The following is a 16,928-nucleotide window of genomic DNA, read 5'->3' on the forward strand; positions in this document are numbered from 1 at the left end:
CAACCGCCTTCGCCACACGCCTGCCAGATCTACCACCCCGGGCCTTGATGGTTATGGACTTCGCGATCATCGGCTCGCTCGTCCGGCCGGGTAGGCCTCATATCTGGTTTCTGTTCGTCAGGTCGTGACTTTGCTACACGCTTCCTTCAGACCCCGCCTCACGACGACGCCCTTGCGTTTCACTAGCCCTTCACCACCATCAGGTTGGGCAGGGGACTTACACCCCCAAGCTGTTGCGCATGCTCGGCGCACCGAAAAAAACCCCGGCTGTTACCAGCCGGGGCCAACTCTCTCGCTCGTACACCGGAAACCGTACGGGCATAAGTACTGTACCTGCGCAAACGAAGCGGATATACATGCGACTCTGGAAGAGTCCTTTCCACCGTTCGCCGGCTCCGCGGCTCAAACCTGAACGCCCGTGTGCCGCGTATGCCGCGATCAGAAGCGCGTGCGCAGGCCCACGGTCCCCACCACCTGATTGCCGGTCGAAGACGCGCCGCCCGCCGTATTGATGAAGGCGGTGTAGCCCTGGCCGCTCACGTGCTGATACATCGCCTCGGCGTACACGTCAGTGCGCAGAGACAACGCATAGACGGCCTGCAGATTCACCTGATTCCACTTCGGATCCGAGCCAAACGTCGACGTGCCGCCGACATGCGCGTTCGTGTACGTGTACGAGGCACCGAGGCTCAATGCAGGCGTCACCGCATACTTGCCGTTCACTTCGAAATTGTCGAAACGCATGGAGCCATGCGTCGCGCCGAACGACGCCGTATTCTGAAACTGGCTATGCGTGTAGACAAAACCCGTCGTCACCGGGCCGAAGCCGTAGCTCAATGCAGCCCCGGCCGTGCGCTGAACATCGGCGCCGAGCTGGAAGCCACCCGTGCCATTGGCCGCCGATTCCGCGAGATCGACCGCGCCGCCGGTGTTCGTCGTCGAGTTGGAGCCGTTGATCTGCAGGTAGCCCGCGGCCGCCTTGAACGGACCGTTGCTATAGCTCACACCCGCGCTATACGCACGATTGACAGCGAAGCCGGTGTTGTTCGAAAACGCGTAGAGGCCGCCGAACTTAAGCCCGCCGTAGTTCACGCTCGTGTACTTGATGGCGTTGCTCATCCGCACCGAGTGGTTCAGGTTGTCGTTGTCGAACGGATGGGCGAAGCCTGTATCGCCGAAGGTGCCCGCCGTGCCCGATAGCGGCGCGACGAAGTCGACCAGCGAGTCGTATTGGCGACCGAGCGTGAGCGTGCCGAACTGCGTGCTGCTCAGGCCGGCAAACGCCTGGCGGCCGAACATGCGGTTGTTCTGGCCGAGCTTGCCGTTCTGCACGTTGTAGCCGTCTTCAAGCACGAAGATGGCCTTCATGCCGCCGCCGAGATCCTCGCCGCCGCGCAAGCCGAAGCGGCTGCCGTTGATATTGCCGCTCGTCGCCTGAACGAGCGCGCCCTGCGAGCCGCCCTTCTTGACGTTGTTGGTATACATCACGCCGGCGTCGATGAGGCCATACAGCGTGACCGAACTTTGTGCGTTCGCCGCGGTAGCGGCAAGTCCTGCAAATGCCGCGACTGCGGCGGAAATCTTTTTCACGGTGATGCTCCTGCGTAGCTGAGGTCTGGTTTTGAACAGCGACGCGGAGTATAGAAACCCGGAGCCGTAAATCGAATGGCTGGGCCTTGGAGCAGTCCTTTATAGATTCAGGAACAATCGTTCATCAACATGCAGCAATCCAGACGCGATGCGCCTAGGCACTGTGTTTTTGACCACCAGAGGACGCTGACCGGCGCGCCGGCGCCGCGGGTCAGGTTGTGTGCGAACAACAAGCCGGCCTGCCGGCAAGCCGCGCTATTTCATTCGTTGCCACACGACTTTGGACGATCCATAGCCGAAGGCGCCCGGCGTGATGTACGTCAGCCGATCGCCGTCGAGCGTAAATGGGCGGCGCTGAACTTCGGCGTCCCAATTCGGAAAGTTGCTCTTTTGAATGTGAAAGACGATAACCTGCGCCGCCGGGTCCACGGTGTACGTGCCGAAATGCGCGACATTGCCGCGAGTGACCTTCGCGTTTTCTTCCGCTGTGCCCTGCTGCCGTTCCCCCGAAGTGAATTTCGGCAGATCGGAACTCAGCACGAGCAGCACGTAGCGGCCGTCATTGCCGAAGATGAGCTGCCCTTGCGGATGCGGACCGAGCAAATCTATTTCGCTGCCGCTCTTCGCCACCGTCAGCGAGACGAGCGACCACGATCCCACCACGCTGTTCGCTGCCTGGGCAAAAGCGCTTCGCACCGGCACGCACAATGCGGCGAACGCGATCACGATGGCTGCAAGGACCTGGCGGGTTGGTTTCATGACGTTCTCCACGCGCGCGAAGACGTGAAGTCAGACGAATCCGTCGCGCTTCGCTAACACCTGCGTAAAGATTCGCCGCAGCATTGCGCGGCGCTCCGTTCCGGGTCTCAACCGCTTTCTGGTGTCCACGATCGGGTGGAAACGATGAGGTCGGGCGAGACAGAAGACAATGCGGATTGGGTTCGGGTGTTTTGAAGCGTAGGTGGTTTGCAGGCGAAAAGCTATGGGAGCGGGCCCGGCGCCCAGATGCCGGACCGCCCTCCTATGTCAAGATTCGGGCCGCTCGGGCCTCAGTTGAAATCCCCGGTTTCGAGCTCCACGGATCGTCCCCCGTTTTTTTCGAGGACCCGCCGCGTCGCATTTTCAATCTGTGCGCGATTTGCCTCGAAGGTCCCAACCAGATCGTGTGCTGAGGGTCCCTCGTTGCCGAAATGGTCGTTCAGCGCGTCCAGCGACACGCTGCACCAGACGTCAGCGCCATCGACATTGGCTTCGAAGGCGACGCGCGCCGCTGCCACCACTTCACGGCGTCCGGTGAATTCGATCCTCATAATGACCCTCCATTTGGCGAAAGAAACGCTGAGCGCGCAAAGGCTGTGCCAAGCCGCGCTTTAAAGCAGCTTTAGCCTGGCCCTAGTTGCCCGCGTTCAGCGCACTTTCTCCGCAAGGTGCATACTCGACATCGGCCGCCTTCGGGCGGCCGCGCTTATGCGTCGCGGCATGCATGTCGCCAGTCAAGCCGTCAGACGCTTCCAACATCCTAATACTATCGCCCCATGTCACGCAGCCCGCAATCGTCGCGTCCTTTAGTCATTGCCGCAGTCATGGCCTCAATGGCGATGGTCGCCATCGAAGCCACCATCGTTTCCACCGCGATGCCGCAGATCGTCGCGCAACTCGGCGATCTGCACCTGTATAGCTGGGTCTTTTCGTCGTTCCTGCTGACGCAAACCGCGATGACCGTGGTCTTCGGCAAGCTCGCCGACCTGTATGGTCGCAAGCCGGTCATGCTCGCCGGCATCGCGATCTTTCTGCTCGGCTCGGTGCTGGCCGGCTTCGCCTGGTCGATGCCCGCCATGATCGTGTTCCGCCTGATTCAGGGCGTCGGCGCGGGCGCGATCCAGCCGGTCACGCTGACCATCGTCGCCGATCTCTATCCGGCGCGCGAACGCGGCAAGGTGCAGGGTTATCTTGCCAGCGTGTGGGCCATTTCAGCGGTGGTCGGGCCGATGGTGGGCGGCTTCATTATTCACAACCTGTCGTGGGCGTGGATCTTCTGGATGAACGTGCCCATCGGCCTTGCCTCGGCAGCCGGCTTCATTGCGTTCCTGCGCGAATCGGAACGGCATGCGCGTCCGTCGATCGACTTCGCGGGCGCGGCGCTGTTCATGGCGGCGATCGCGGCACTGATGATGGCGCTGACTTACGCAGGCGACGACGACATCGCCAAGGCATCGCTCGCGGGTGGCGCGTTCATGCTGTGCCTGCTGTTGTTCGTGTTCCAGGAGCGCCGCGCGGCTGAGCCGATGATTTCGTTCGCGCTCTGGAGCCGCCGGCCGATTGCCGCGTGCAATGCAGCAACCTTGCTGTCCGGCATGATCCTGATGGGCGCCACCACTTTCCTGCCGATGTATGTTCAGGGCGTGCTGCACCGCTCGCCCGTGGTGGCCGGTCTTGCGCTCACGATGATGATGGTCGGCTGGCCGGCAGGCGCGACGCTCGCGGCGAAATCATTTCACCGCATCGGCTTGCGGCGCATTCTGATCGGCGGCAGCGCGTTCATACCGATCGGCGCAGTGCTGTTGCTGTTCCTGCAGCCTGGCGGCTCGCCGCTCATCGCGGCGTTCGGCTCGCTCATCATGGGCTTCGGCATGGGCACGTCGAGCGTCAGTTCGCTTGTGCTGATCCAGGAGATCGTCAAGATGGACGAGCGCGGCAGCGCCACCGCATCGAATCTCTTTTCGCGCAATCTCGGCAGCACGCTGGGCGCAACGCTGTTCGGCGCGGTGCTCAACTTCGGGCTCAGTCACTCGAAGGACGTCGCCGTGGTCACCTCGGATCAACTGAAAGCGCTGTTGCAAAATCAGGTGGCGAGTCTCGCCGACAGCGACATGATCCGCGTGGTGTTGCATCAGTCGCTGCATCTGACCTTTATCTCGATCTTCGCGATTGCGATATTTGTCGTCGTGCTGTTGGGCTTCGTGCCGGCGATCCACATCGGGCCGGCGAAGAAGACGCAGCTTGAAGCGTTGTCGCCGCTTGAGGACTGAACGTCGCTACGCGCCCGACACCATCGTGACGTTTGCCTTCGCCATGAAACTGCCGCGTGTCAATCACCGTTCCGGCAGAGCTTCATCATCCACGCATAAACCGCATCCACCGCCGCGGAGCGCGCCGGTTGGGCAGAACGCATCAACCAGAGCGGCGCAAGCGCGAATCCCGGCACCTGCCGCAAGACCTCGACGCGTCCGCTCGTCAATGCGTCCGCGGCGGTGAGCCGGGACACCATCGCAATGCCCGCTTCGTGCTCGGCGGCCGCCACGAGGATGCGGGGATCGTCGATCGTCATCGCGCGGCGCGTACGCAAACCACCGCGCCTTAACTCAGGCAACCACGGCGCCCACTCCGGACGCGGCTCAAGCACCAGCAATGGTGCTTGCGTCAAGACTTCGGGAAAGGGCGCCGAACGCAGACGGCGTGCAGTCATGGGCCCGCAGATAGCGACCGCCTCCTCTTCGAGCAAAGGCTCGCAGATCACCTCAGACGTGCGGATCTCCTTCGCGGAAACGACCAGGTCGACATCGACGCGATCGATCTCATTCACCTCTTCCCCAGTGATGAGCCAGATCTCGATGTTCGGCAACGCCTCCGAAAACGCCGGCATGCGCGGCATGATCCAGCCCGTCGCAAACTGCGGCGCGCAATAGACAATCACCGAATCGGGATTGCCATACGGCTCGATGCGATCGCGTCCATCCGCAAGGGTCGTCATCGCCGACGTCACGGTCTGCGCAAACAGCACACCGGCGGCCGTCAATGCGACGCCGCGCCCGATCCGCCGGAACAGCGGCACCCCGGCCCATTCCTCGAGTTGCTGGATCTGATGACTGATCGCCGATTGGGTCAGCGCGAGTTCTTGCGCCGCGCGCGTGAAGCTGCCGAGGCGCGCGGCGGCGTCGAAAGCGAGCAAGGCCTGCAGAGGGGGAAGTCTACGCATCGGGTGGTCTGGCTCAGATATTAGAAATATCGATAGTTCCAGCAAGATTCTTCGCTTTTCGCCGGAATATTGCCTCGCAATGATAGCGCCAGTTGCCCGTCACACGCCGCCTGCTGTTTCGGCAGACATGAGAAATATTTGTGTGACGGCGCTCATTGAAACTGACCGGATCGACCTGTATGACCCTGAATCTGAACGCTTTGCAACCCACCGCCCCCCTGCGTGCCACCGGAGCTGACGCCGCCGGGCAACCCGCTGCTCCCACCTACGCCGGCGTGCTGTCTTTCATGCGCCGGCCCTACACGCGCGATCTCACCGGCGTCGACGTCGCCGTATCGGGCATTCCGCTCGACCTCGCGACCACCTTCCGCCCAGGCACGCGTTTCGGCCCGGCCGGCATGCGGGCAGCGTCCGTACAACTGGCCGAACTGGGCGCGTTTCCGTGGGGCATCGATCCATTCGACCATCTGAACGTGGTCGACTACAGCGACTGCTGGTTCGACGCTCACAACCCACTCGGCATTCGCGACGCGATCATCGCTCACGCCCGCGAGATTCTCGCGACCGGCACCCGCATGCTGACGCTCGGCGGCGATCACTACATCACCTACCCGTTGCTGGTCGCGCACGCTGAAAAATACGGCAAGCCGCTGAGCCTGATCCACTTCGACGCGCATTGCGACACATGGCCGGACGACAAACCCGATTCGCTGAACCACGGCACGATGTTCTACAAGGCAATCCGTGAAGGGCTGATCGATCCCGCCCGCTCGGTGCAAATCGGTATTCGCACATGGAACGACGACTTCATGGGCGTGCGCATTCTTGACGCACCGTGGGTCCATCGCAATGGCACACAGGCGACGATCGATGAAGTGTTGTCGATCGTCGGCGATGCGCCCACGTACCTCACCTTCGACATCGACTGCCTCGATCCGGCCTTCGCACCCGGCACGGGCACGCCGGTGGCGGGCGGTCTGAGCTCGGCGCAGGCGCTGGAAATCGTTCGTGCGCTAGGCGCAGTGAATCTGGTGGGGGCGGACGTGGTGGAAGTGTCGCCACCCTACGACCACAGCGATGTGACCGCGCTCGCCGCGGCTCACCTGGCCGCCGACATGTTGTGCCTGATGCGCAACCAGAAGCTGCGACGCCATCAGCGTATGTAAAGCCGCCAACCGCCCTGTTGAAACCACTCTGGATGACCATCATGCCCCACCCCATCATGAAGCCCAGGCCGGCCGTGTCGATGCTGGCAGCGCTGCTGTTAAGCGCGTTCGGCGCCACCGCGCACGCCGATGAAAAGCTGCTGAACCTGTACAACTGGGCGGACTACATCGCAAAGGATACGGTGCCGAACTTCGAGAAAGAGTCCGGCATTCACGTGCGCTACGACGTCTACGACGGCGACGAAACCTTGCAGGCCAAATTGCTGACGGGCTCGACCGGCTATGACGTCGTGGTGCCGACCTCGAACTTTCTCGCCCAGCAGATCCAGGCCGGCATCTACCAGAAGCTCGACAAATCGAAACTGCCGAACCTGGTGAACCTCGACCACAGTCTGCTCAAGCTGGTCGCCGACGCCGACCCCGGCAATCAGTACGCGGTGCCGTGGGCATGGGGCACCACGGGGCTCGGCTACAACGTGACGCGAGTCAGGAAGATTCTCGGCAACGATACGCCGCTCGATAACTGGGACATCCTCTTCAAGCCCGAGTATCTGAGCAAGCTGAAGAGTTGCGGCGTGTCCGTGCTCGATGCGCCGACCGACGTGTTCGCGGTCACGCTGCACTATCTTGGCCGCGATCCGAACAGCGTGAATCCGGCCGATTACCAGGCCGCATACGAAGCGCTAAAGAAGATCCGCCCCTACATCACTCAGTTCAACGCGACGAGTTATATCAACGATCTCGCGGGCGACGACATCTGCTTCGCGTTGAGCTGGTCGGGTGACGTGTCGATGGCGAGCCATCGCGCGCGCGAAGCCAACAAGAGTTACGAAGTCAAATACTTCATTCCTCAAGGCGGTGCGCCGGTCTGGTTCGACATGATGGCGATCCCGAAAGATGCGCCGCATCCGGAAGCAGCACTCGACTGGATCAACTACATCGAGCGGCCCGAGGTTCATGCCGGGATTACCAATGAGGTGTTCTATCCGAATGCGGACGCCGCCGCGCGCAAATTCGTGCGACCGGAAATTCTCAATGATCCGACCGTGTATCCGCCTGAGTCCGTGCTGAAAACACTGTTTCTGCTCAAGCCCTTGCCCGCCCCGATCAAACGCCTGGAAGGCAGGCTGTGGGCGCAGTTGAAGACCGGGGGATAACGAATCGGCGGTGGACGGATCAGCCGCCTTTTGCGTACAACGTCGACTCCGCGAATCCTTCGGCCGCGAGCACCTGGCCCACCAGAATCAGCGCAGTCCGCTCAATATTGGTGGACTGCACTTTGCCGACGATATCGTCGAGCGTACCAGTGATTTTTTCTTCATCCGGCCAGCTCGCACGATAGATCACCGCGATCGGACAATCACTGCCGTAATGCGGCCGTAATTCTTCGACGATACGTGCGAGGTGGCGCACGCCGAGGTGAATCGCCATCGTCGCGCGATGTCTCGCGAGGTCGGCGAGTTGTTCACCTTCGGGCATCGACGTTTTGCTTGCAAAGCGCGTGAGGATCAGCGTCTGCGAAATATTGGGCAACGTGAGTTCGCAACCGAGCGTCGCCGCGCATGCTGCAGTCGCCGTCACGCCGGGCACGATTTCGTAGGGAATGTCGAGTTCGCGAAGTTTGCGAATCTGCTCGCCGATCGCGCCATACAACGACGGGTCGCCGGAATGCACGCGCGCCACGTCCTGGCCTTTGTCGTGTGCGGCCTTGAGTAACGCGACGATCTGATCGAGGTCGAGGTCGGCGGTATTCACGACCTGCTCCGCGCTATGCCCCTCCAACACAGCGGCCGGCACCAGCGAGCCGGCGTAGAGGATCACCGGGCAGCCGCGCACGAGGCGTTGCCCCTTCACTGTGATCAGTTCCGGGTCGCCGGGACCCGCGCCGATAAAAAACACCGTCATTAACTACTCCATGATTCGTTCGGCCGGCATGTCATGCATGGGCCCTTTAACATAAAACTTGACCTGCGACTTGCAATGCTTCCAGCAAGTCGGCCACGTTGGCAAACTCGCGATCGACCGCGGGCAATTCAGTGCGCCGCAGCATGACGACCGGCAAGCCGCGTTCGCGCGCGACTTCGAGTTTCGCTTCGGTGGCGCCGCCGCCGCTGTTTTTGCTAACGACGACATCGAAGGCCTCCGCGCTGAACAGCGTTCGTTCGCCTTCGAGCGTAAACGGGCCGCGTGTCGCCAGAATCCGCGCACGTGGATTGGCTTCGTGTGCGTCAAGGCAACGTACCGTCCAGAACTGCTGCGGCGGGATTTCGTCGAGATGCGCGAGCGGTTCGCGTCCGAGCGTGAACAGCGGCCGTCTGAACGGAGCGAGCGCGGCCGTGAGTTCGGCCCAATCGTCGACCATGCGCCAGTCGTCGCCGGCTTGCGGCTGCCAACCCTCGCGGCGCAGCGCCCAGCACGGTACGCGCACCGCGCCGCTCGCTTTCGCGGCATTTGCGCTGATCTGCGCGGCGTACGGATGCGTCGCGTCGATCACGAGGCTAATGCGTTCGTCCTGGATATAGCGCGCCATGCCTTCGCTGCCGCCGAAGCCGCCCACGCGCACCCCGCACGATAGATCGTCCGGCACCTTGCCGAGGCCCGCGAGACTGTACACATGCCCGGGGCCGAGCTGTCTGGCGATCCGCAAAGCGTCGCCCGTGCCGCCGAGCAGCAGGACCCGCATCATCGCGCGGCTCCGATCAAATTGCCCTGGCGGTCGATCGCGAACATTTCGACGGCGACCTGCGGCGGCACGATATCGCGCGCGACAGCCAGCGCGTGACGGCAGACGATATCGCCGAGCGGCACGTGTTGTGCGTGCGCCAATGCAACCGCTTGCTGACTCGTATTGGCTGCGAGGATCGCCGCCTGCAACGCGTCGTCCGCGCCACACTCGGCGGCCCATGTTGCAAGCCGTTCCAGATCGATGCTCGAATTGCGGCTATGTAGATCGAGGTGCCCGGCTGCCAGCTTGCTGAGTTTGCCGAAGCCGCCGCACACGCTCAAGCGCTCGACCGGCGCGCGCTTCATATGCTTGAGCACGGCGCCGACGAAGTCGCCCATTTCGATCAGCGCGATATCCGGCAGACCGTAGTGCGCGCGCATCGCGTCTTCGCTTGCGTTGCCGGTGCAGGCCGCGAGATGCATGTAACCGTTCGCACGCGCGACGTCGATGCCCTGATGAATCGATGCGATATAGGCCGAGCACGAGAACGGCCGCACGATGCCGGTGGTGCCGAGAATCGACAAGCCGCCGAGAATGCCGAGGCGCGGGTTCATCGTTTTCAGTGCGAGTTCTTCGCCGCCTTCGACGCCGATCGTCACTTCGAAACCGCCGGTGTATCCATGTTCCGCCGCGAGTTCGGTTAGATGCTCGGTCATCATCTTGCGCGGTACCGGATTGATCGCCGGTTCGCCGACCGGCAGCGTGAGGCCGGCGCGCGTCACGGTACCGACGCCAGGCCCCGCGCGGAATATCACACCCGGTTCGGCAAGCAAGCGCACGCGGGCGAATACGATCGCGCCGTGCGTCACGTCGGGGTCGTCGCCTGCGTCTTTCACCGTGCCTGCTTCCGCGCCATCGGCAGTCAGGCGGCAGAACACCAGCGGCATCGGCACGTGCTGGCCCTTCGGCAACACGATCTCGGCGACCTCGCTGACGATACCCGTGAGCAACAGACGCGCGGCCGCGAGCGACGTCGCGGTGGCGCAACTGCCGGTCGTATAGCCGCTACGCAGCGGTGCGGGTTGTTCGGGCGTTTCTTGGCGCATTACGGTTGGGGGGAGTCGGCTGATGTGGCTGAGGTGCCGGTTGTGCCATTAGCGGCATTGATGCCACTAGCGCCGTTCGCGCTGGTCGCACTGAACGTGCCATTGGCATCGTAAGCCGGCTTGGTGACCTCCAGCAGCGTGATCGGCAGCGCCTGGCGCCACGTATCGAAGCCGCCGAGCGGCTGGGCGTCGGCAAGCGCGATGCGGGTCAGCGTGCCGCCATGTTGCTCCCGCCACGCCGCGAGCGCCGCCTCGCCTTGCAAAGTGACCGCATTGGCAACCAGTCTCCCGCCGTCGCGCAAACGCGCCCAGCAGACGTCGAGCACACCTGGCACCGTCACGCCGCCGCCGATGAACACGGCATCCGGCACAGCCAATCCTGTCAGCGCATCGGGCGCGCGGCCGGCCACCAGTTGCAAACCCGGCACGCCCAACGCATCGCGATTGTGTTCGATGAACCGCTGCCGCTCCGCGTGCCCTTCGATCGCGATCGCGCGGCAAGTCGGGTGCGCGCGCATCCATTCGATGCCGATCGAGCCGCTGCCCGCGCCCACATCCCAAAGCAATTCGCCGGGCGTCGGCGCAAGGCGCGCCAGCGTGATCGCGCGGACGTCGCGTTTGGTCAACTGACCATCGTGGCGAAAGGCGTCGTCGGGCAAGCCGGAGGTCAGCGGCAAACGCGGGGCGCCTTCCGTCGCACGGCATTCGAGCGCGATCAGGTTCAGCGCCGCCACTTCGTCCGCGGACCACTGGTCAGCGCGTCCGTCGATGTGCCGCTCCAGATCGCCGCCCAAATGTTCCAGCACGGTCATCCGGGTCGCGCCGAAGCCGCGCGCATTCAGCAATTCGGCCAGCGCGGCGGGCGTACGCCCATCGGCGCTCAGCACGAAGACGCGCGCGCCGTCGTGCAGATGAGCATTCAGCGTCGGCAACGGCCGTCCCACCAGCGAAACCGTGGCGACATCCTGCAACGGCCAGCCAAGCCGCGCGGCCGCCAGCGACAACGACGACGGCGCGGGCAGCACCCGCAACTCACCTGCCGGCAACTGCCGCGCCAGCGTCGCGCCGACGCCGAACAGCATCGGGTCCCCACTCGCCAGCACACACACGGACCCGGTCCGCTCCGCCAGCAAAGGCGCGAGATCGAACGGCCTCGGCCATGCCGCCCGGCGCGCGGCGAGGCGCGCGGGCAGCATCGCCAGATGACGTTCGCCGCCATAAACCACCGACGCCTCCAGCAAAGCACGCCGCGCGGGCCTCCCCAAGCCGGCGAAGCCGTCATCGCCTATGCCCACCACGGTCAGCCACGCCGGCATGCATCCATCCTCGTTCTGTATCTTCAAATAATGCGCTGTGCCACGCCGATCAAAGCGTCCAGCCTCGTTGTGCTGTTCGAAAAAAGGCATAATACAGCCGCCGGTGCCCTTCGGGGCCGAAGAGGGAACACAGTGCCACTGTGGCTGCCCCCGCAACTGTATGCAGCGAGTCCGCCTGCGCTCCGCGCCACTGGTTAGACCGGGAAGGCCGCGGTGGACGATGACCTGCCAGCCAGGAGACCTGCCGGCCAGACTGTTCGTGCCAGCCTACATCGGGCGGGGTGTACCGATGCCGCAGCAATGCCCGCCTGGGCGGTGCTCGGGCCGTCGCGCGACGCTAAACCCGGTGTCCGTCTTGAATCAAGCTTCGCCCTCCACTGCTTTGCCCGATGCGGCCCTCGCGCTGCGGCCCTCGGCGTGTCCGGGGCTGCTGCGCGTCGTCGCTGCACGCGATGGGGGGATCTGCCGGATCAAATTGCCCGGCGGCAAGCTGAGCGCGGTGCAAGCTGCGGTGATCGCCGAGGTCAGCGAGCGGCATGCAGCCGGTGTGGTCGAGCTGACCAATCGCGCGAATCTGCAGGTGCGTGGCGTGCGAAGCGGACATGAAGAGGCGTTGATCGCGGCGCTGGTCGACGCGGGGCTCGGACCGATTCCGGCGACCGGTGCGGTGGATGCTGCTAGCTTGCTGCTCGCGACCTCGACGGATACTTCAGACGCATCTCCGTTCTGCGCAACGGATGCTTCGAATACGCGATCGACGACCGCACAACAAGCTCCTGCCGCAATTTCGGCATCCGCTGCGGACGATGTGCGCAATGTGATGGTGAGCCCGACTGCCGGGCGCGATCCATTTGCGCTGTTCGATACGAGGCCGCTTTGCGTCGAACTGCTCACCTTGCTGCAAACCGAAGCGCGTTTCGCGGCGCTATCGCCCAAATTCGCGCTGCTGCTCGACGGTGGCGAGCGCCTTGCCAGGCTCGATCATCCGCATGATGTCTGGCTGGCGGCGACGCAAGCGGAAGACGGTGTGCGGTTTGTGTTTGGTTTGGCGGGTTGTCCGCCTGGGGTGGCGAACGCGGATGCTGAAGCCGATGCGTTCCAGCATGCCGAATACGCCGACTCGCGTGAATCCACCGAGCGTCCTCGCACGGATAGCGCCGGCACCCTCGCAGCCGTGCTGCCTTCGCAAGTCGCCGTCCTTGTTCGCGCGTTGCTGCATACGTTCCTCGATCTGGCCGTCGCCGACGCCACGCGCATGCGTCATCTGCTTACCGCACATTCCATCGACGCCGTATTGCAGCACGCTCAAAAGTACGTCGATTTCCCACTGTCACGCGACACGTCGCTCGCAAACTGGCAACGCGGCACGCCGGCCGATGCCACGTTGCGGCTCGGCGCGCACGCGCAACGAGTCGTCGGAACGCTACACGTAGGCGGCCAACCGCCGCTCGGACGCCTCGACGCCGCCATCTTGCGCAGCCTCGCCACGCTCTCGCAACAACGAGGCAACGGCACACTGCGCATAACGCCCTGGCAAAGCGTATTGCTGCCCGATATCGCTGCCGATGCAGCGCCCGCCGTGCTCGCCGAAATGAATGCGCTGGGCCTCGCCTGCGATCCCGCACAACCCATTACACACTTAATCGCCTGCGCCGGTTCGACAGGCTGCGCAAAAAGCCTTGCCGACACCAAAGCCGACGCACTGCTTTTAGCGGATCGCTTGCCCGACGACGTCGACGTCCATCTGAGCGGCTGTCCGCGCTCGTGCGCCGCCGCACATTGCGCGCCGTACACGCTGCTGGCTGCGGCGCCCGGCATCTACGACCTTTATCGACGCGACGGCCAGCCGGGTTTCGGCTCGTGCGTCGCGCACCAACTCACGATTGAACAGGCCGCGGACGTGCTCGACCAATTGGCACACCCGGCCCGGAGCCCTATAGATGCTTGATTACATTCGCGACGGTCAGGAGATCTATCGCCAATCCTTCGCGACGATTCGCGCGGAGGCCGATCTCTCGCGCATCCCCGCCGACCTCGAGAAACTCGCGGTGCGCGTGATTCACGCCTGCGGCATGGTCGACGTCATTGACGATCTTCAGTTTTCCGAAGGCGCAGGCGCGGCGGGCCGCACGGCGCTTGCACAAGGCGCGCCGATTCTGTGCGACGCCGGCATGGTGGCCCAAGGCATCACGCGCGCACGATTGCCCGCGAACAACGAAGTGATCTGCACGCTCACGCATCAAGACGTGCCCGCGCTCGCGCGCGAACTCGGCAATACGCGCTCGGCCGCCGCGCTCGAATTGTGGCGGCCGCATCTGGCCGGCAGCGTCATCGTGATCGGCAACGCGCCGACCGCCCTCTTTCATCTGCTCGACATGCTCGACGACGGCGCGCCGAAACCCGCGCTAATCCTCGGTTTTCCGGTCGGTTTCGTCGGTGCGGCCGAATCGAAAGCGATGCTTGCCGAAGATAGCCGCGGCGTGCCCTACGTCGTGGTTCACGGTCGACGCGGCGGCAGCGCGATGGCCGCCGCCGCTGTGAATGCACTGGCAACGGAGGTCGAGTAAATGAGCGTGCAAGGCCGTTTATTCGGACTGGGCGTCGGCCCCGGCGACCCGGAACTCATCACGCTTAAAGCGCTGCGATTGCTGAAAGCGGCACCCGTGGTCGCGTATTTCGTCGCGAAGGGTAAGAAGGGCAACGCCTTCAGCATCATCGAGGCGCATCTGCATGACGCTCAACAGCATCTGCCGCTCGTTTATCCCGTCACTACCGAAGCGCTCGAGCCGCCGCTTTCGTATGAAGCGATCATCGCCGACTTCTACGACACCGCTGCGCAGATCGTCGCCGGCCATCTCGACGCGGGTCGCGACGTCGCAGTGATTTGCGAAGGCGATCCGTTTTTCTACGGCTCGTATATGTATTTGCACGACCGCCTCGCGGCGCGTTTCGAGGCTGAGGTCGTGCCCGGCGTGTGCTCGATGCTCGGCGGTGCGGCGGTACTCGGTTCGCCGCTGGTGTATCGCAATCAGAGTTTGTCGGTGCTCTCCGGCGTCTTGCCCGAAGACGAACTGCGTCGGCGTCTCGCCGATGCGGACGCTGCGGTCATCATGAAACTGGGCCGCAATTTCGATAAGGTGCGGCGCGTGCTCGGCGAACTGGGGCTCGCGCATCGTGCGCTTTACGTCGAACGCGCGACGATGGGCAATCAGCGCATCGTCCCGCTTGACGAAGTCGATCCGATGGCGTCGCCATATTTTTCACTGCTCGTGGTGCCGGGGGAAAAATGGCAAGGTTGATGGCGCCGGCGATTGTGATTCTTGGTGCGGGCGCGCTGGCGACGGCGCAGCGTATCCAGATGCTGTATGAAGGCTGCCAGGTTCATGCCTTGCAGGGCCGAGTCGAGGCTGACGTCTCATACACGGAACTCCGCGCGCATCTGTGTGATCTGTATGCGCGCGGTACGCCGATCATTGCGCTGTGTGCTGCCGGGATCGTGATTCGTTGCGTCGCGCCGTTGCTGTCGAACAAGGGCGTCGAGCCGCCGGTGCTGGCCGTTGCAGAAGATGGCAGCGCGGTCGTGCCGTTGCTCGGCGGTCTTGCTGGCGTCAACGTGATGGCTCGCGAGATTGCGGCTGCGTTGACCGTGTCGCCCGCGATCACGACGAGTGGCGAACTGCGCTTCGGCACGTGCGTGCTCAATCCGCCTGAGGGCTATGCGCTTGCCGATATTGCGCAAGGCAAGCGCTTTGTTTCGGATCTGCTGGCCGGAGAAAGCACTCGAATCGAGGGTGAAGCGCCGTGGCTCGATGATGCGCAACTGCCCCGTTCGGAATCGGCACGTCTGGCGATTCGCGTGACACCGCGTGCGTGGGATGGGCGTGATGATGAGTTGGTGATTCATCCGCGGAGTGTGGTGGTTGCGTTGACGGGTGCGGGTACGCGCTCCGCTACGAACGCGGACTTCGGCGCAAATTCCAGTTCAGATGCGCAGACGGGTTCAGGCGCGCGAATCGCTGCACTTGTGCGCGAGGCGTTTGACGCGCACGGTCTTGCGCTGCTTTCGCTCGCGGCATTGCTGGCTCCTTCCGAACACATGGCAGACTCGGCGCTCGCCGATGCCGCGGCGAGCCTGAACGTGCCGCTGCGTTTTGCCGAGCCGCGCCCGGAGGGCGGCGAGCCGCCGAGCAATTTGCTGCGTGCCGCGCTGCGCGTCCCTTATCAGACGGTGCATGACGACGCAGACACAGGGGTTGCGCTCGCGCTGGCGTCGTTGGCAATCGACTCGGACACGATTGGCCGCGCACGCGGCCGCTTGACTGTGATCGGCCTCGGCCCCGGCAGCGCCGACCTGATGGTGCCTGCCGCCCGAACAGCGCTGAACGAAGCCACCGATATTCTCGGCTACGAAACCTACGTGAAAATGGCCGGCCCGTTACGTGCCGATCAACGCGTACACGGCACGGACAATCGCGAGGAGATGCAGCGTGCGCGTCATGCGTTCGAACTCGCGAGCACTGGACGGTCAGTGGTGATGGTGTCGTCGGGCGATCCCGGCGTGTTCGCGATGGCGGCTGCGGTGCTTGAGGCGCTCGAAGAAGGAGGGGCGACGAACGCTGACTGGCGCGCGGTCCAACTTGCCATCGTGCCGGGGGTGTCCGCTGCCATGGCGACCGCGGCGCAAGCTGGCGCGCCGTTGGGCCATGACTTCTGCATGCTGTCGTTGTCCGACAATCTGAAGCCGTGGACCATCATCGAAAAGCGTCTCCGGCATGCCGCCGAGGCGGATCTGGTGATGGCTTTCTATAACCCGATCTCTCGCGCACGGCCATGGCAATTGGATAAAGCTTTGGACATCGTGCGGGAATATCGCCCGGCAGCGACGAAGGTGGTGCTCGGACGCGACATCGGCAGACCGGGCAGCACACTGCGTACGATCACGCTCGGCGAGCTGTGTTCAAACGATGTGGATATGCGGACGATGGTGATCGTGGGGTCGTCGACGACGCGGGCGTTTGCTAACGGCGTCGACGGTGGCGAGTGGGTTTATACGCCGCGGTGGTATGAGTGAATCGACGCACACTTATTGGTCGCTACCTGACTAGGGGA

General features: G+C 63.5%; 15 protein-coding genes and 1 riboswitch. Of the genes, 7 read left to right on the forward strand and 8 right to left on the reverse strand.

Annotation, left to right across the window (positions count from 1 at the left end):
* Positions 1-438: 438 nt before the first annotated feature.
* From GNZ13_RS17040 to GNZ13_RS17050, 3 genes are all read right to left on the reverse strand, one after another.
* A complete protein-coding gene (locus GNZ13_RS17040; protein WP_172166487.1) occupies positions 439-1,590 on the reverse strand; it encodes a porin in 1,152 nt (383 codons plus the stop codon).
* Between the two features lie 255 nt (positions 1,591-1,845).
* Positions 1,846-2,349 (reverse strand): lipocalin-like domain-containing protein, encoded by a 504-nt coding sequence (locus GNZ13_RS17045; RefSeq protein ID WP_172166489.1) that lies wholly within the window; start codon positions 2,347-2,349, stop codon positions 1,846-1,848.
* A gap of 290 nt (positions 2,350-2,639) precedes the next feature.
* The gene (locus GNZ13_RS17050; RefSeq protein ID WP_172166491.1) at positions 2,640-2,900 is read right to left on the reverse strand and encodes a DUF1488 family protein; all 261 of its coding nucleotides are present in this window, start codon (positions 2,898-2,900) and stop codon (positions 2,640-2,642) included.
* Between the two features lie 225 nt (positions 2,901-3,125).
* On the opposite strand from GNZ13_RS17050, the gene GNZ13_RS17055 reads away from it, so the two are divergent.
* Positions 3,126-4,619: an MDR family MFS transporter gene (locus GNZ13_RS17055; protein WP_172166494.1), complete on the forward strand. Its 1,494-nt coding sequence runs from the start codon at positions 3,126-3,128 to the stop codon at positions 4,617-4,619.
* 59 nt (positions 4,620-4,678) lie between these two features.
* On the opposite strand, the gene GNZ13_RS17060 is transcribed toward GNZ13_RS17055, so the two are convergent.
* The gene (locus GNZ13_RS17060) at positions 4,679-5,566 is read right to left on the reverse strand and encodes a LysR substrate-binding domain-containing protein (protein WP_172166497.1); all 888 of its coding nucleotides are present in this window, start codon (positions 5,564-5,566) and stop codon (positions 4,679-4,681) included.
* A gap of 179 nt (positions 5,567-5,745) precedes the next feature.
* Here GNZ13_RS17060 and speB point away from each other — a divergent pair, with 179 nt between their 5' ends.
* Together speB and GNZ13_RS17070 are read left to right on the forward strand one after the other, a co-directional pair.
* Positions 5,746-6,732, forward strand: a complete 987-nt coding sequence (gene speB, locus GNZ13_RS17065; protein ID WP_236002039.1) for an agmatinase — start codon at positions 5,746-5,748, stop codon at positions 6,730-6,732.
* Between the two features lie 80 nt (positions 6,733-6,812).
* Positions 6,813-7,889, forward strand: a complete 1,077-nt coding sequence (locus tag GNZ13_RS17070) for a polyamine ABC transporter substrate-binding protein (RefSeq protein ID WP_236002040.1) — start codon at positions 6,813-6,815, stop codon at positions 7,887-7,889.
* Positions 7,890-7,908: 19 nt separating this feature from the next.
* Here GNZ13_RS17070 and cobM read toward each other — a convergent pair whose 3' ends face one another.
* From cobM to cbiE, 4 genes are read right to left on the reverse strand one after another with little or no spacing between them, the layout of a single operon-like run.
* Positions 7,909-8,637, reverse strand: a complete 729-nt coding sequence (gene cobM, locus GNZ13_RS17075) for a precorrin-4 C(11)-methyltransferase (protein WP_172166500.1) — start codon at positions 8,635-8,637, stop codon at positions 7,909-7,911.
* Positions 8,638-8,683: 46 nt separating this feature from the next.
* Positions 8,684-9,418, reverse strand: a complete 735-nt coding sequence (locus tag GNZ13_RS17080) for a cobalt-precorrin-6A reductase (protein ID WP_172166503.1) — start codon at positions 9,416-9,418, stop codon at positions 8,684-8,686.
* Positions 9,415-10,503 carry a cobalt-precorrin-5B (C(1))-methyltransferase gene (locus GNZ13_RS17085; RefSeq protein WP_172166506.1) on the reverse strand — a complete coding sequence of 363 codons (1,089 nt, stop codon included), beginning with the start codon at positions 10,501-10,503 and terminating at the stop codon, positions 9,415-9,417. Before GNZ13_RS17085 ends, GNZ13_RS17080 begins: the two co-directional genes overlap by 4 nt.
* Positions 10,503-11,819, reverse strand: coding sequence for a precorrin-6y C5,15-methyltransferase (decarboxylating) subunit CbiE (cbiE, locus tag GNZ13_RS17090; RefSeq protein ID WP_172166509.1), 1,317 nt, complete (start codon positions 11,817-11,819; stop codon positions 10,503-10,505). Before cbiE ends, GNZ13_RS17085 begins: the two co-directional genes overlap by 1 nt.
* A gap of 84 nt (positions 11,820-11,903) precedes the next feature.
* A riboswitch (cobalamin riboswitch) is annotated at positions 11,904-12,082 on the forward strand.
* Positions 12,083-12,165: 83 nt separating this feature from the next.
* Between cbiE and GNZ13_RS17095 the strand changes: the two genes are divergently transcribed.
* The 4 genes from GNZ13_RS17095 to cobJ are packed head-to-tail and all read left to right on the forward strand — an operon-like array spanning position 12,166 to position 16,890.
* On the forward strand, positions 12,166-13,767 hold the full coding sequence (locus tag GNZ13_RS17095; RefSeq protein WP_328807242.1) for an oxidoreductase: 1,602 nt from the start codon (positions 12,166-12,168) through the stop codon (positions 13,765-13,767).
* Positions 13,760-14,386 (forward strand): precorrin-8X methylmutase, encoded by a 627-nt coding sequence (locus tag GNZ13_RS17100; protein ID WP_172166514.1) that lies wholly within the window; start codon positions 13,760-13,762, stop codon positions 14,384-14,386. Before GNZ13_RS17095 ends, GNZ13_RS17100 begins: the two co-directional genes overlap by 8 nt.
* Positions 14,387-15,118, forward strand: coding sequence for a precorrin-2 C(20)-methyltransferase (locus GNZ13_RS17105; RefSeq protein WP_172166517.1), 732 nt, complete (start codon positions 14,387-14,389; stop codon positions 15,116-15,118). It abuts the gene before it with no gap.
* A complete protein-coding gene (gene cobJ, locus GNZ13_RS17110; RefSeq protein WP_172166520.1) occupies positions 15,106-16,890 on the forward strand; it encodes a precorrin-3B C(17)-methyltransferase in 1,785 nt (594 codons plus the stop codon). Before GNZ13_RS17105 ends, cobJ begins: the two co-directional genes overlap by 13 nt.
* The last annotated feature ends 38 nt before the right edge of the window (positions 16,891-16,928 follow it).

The organism is Paraburkholderia elongata (genome assembly GCF_013177735.1).
GTDB classification, from domain to species: Bacteria; Pseudomonadota; Gammaproteobacteria; order Burkholderiales; family Burkholderiaceae; genus Paraburkholderia; species Paraburkholderia elongata.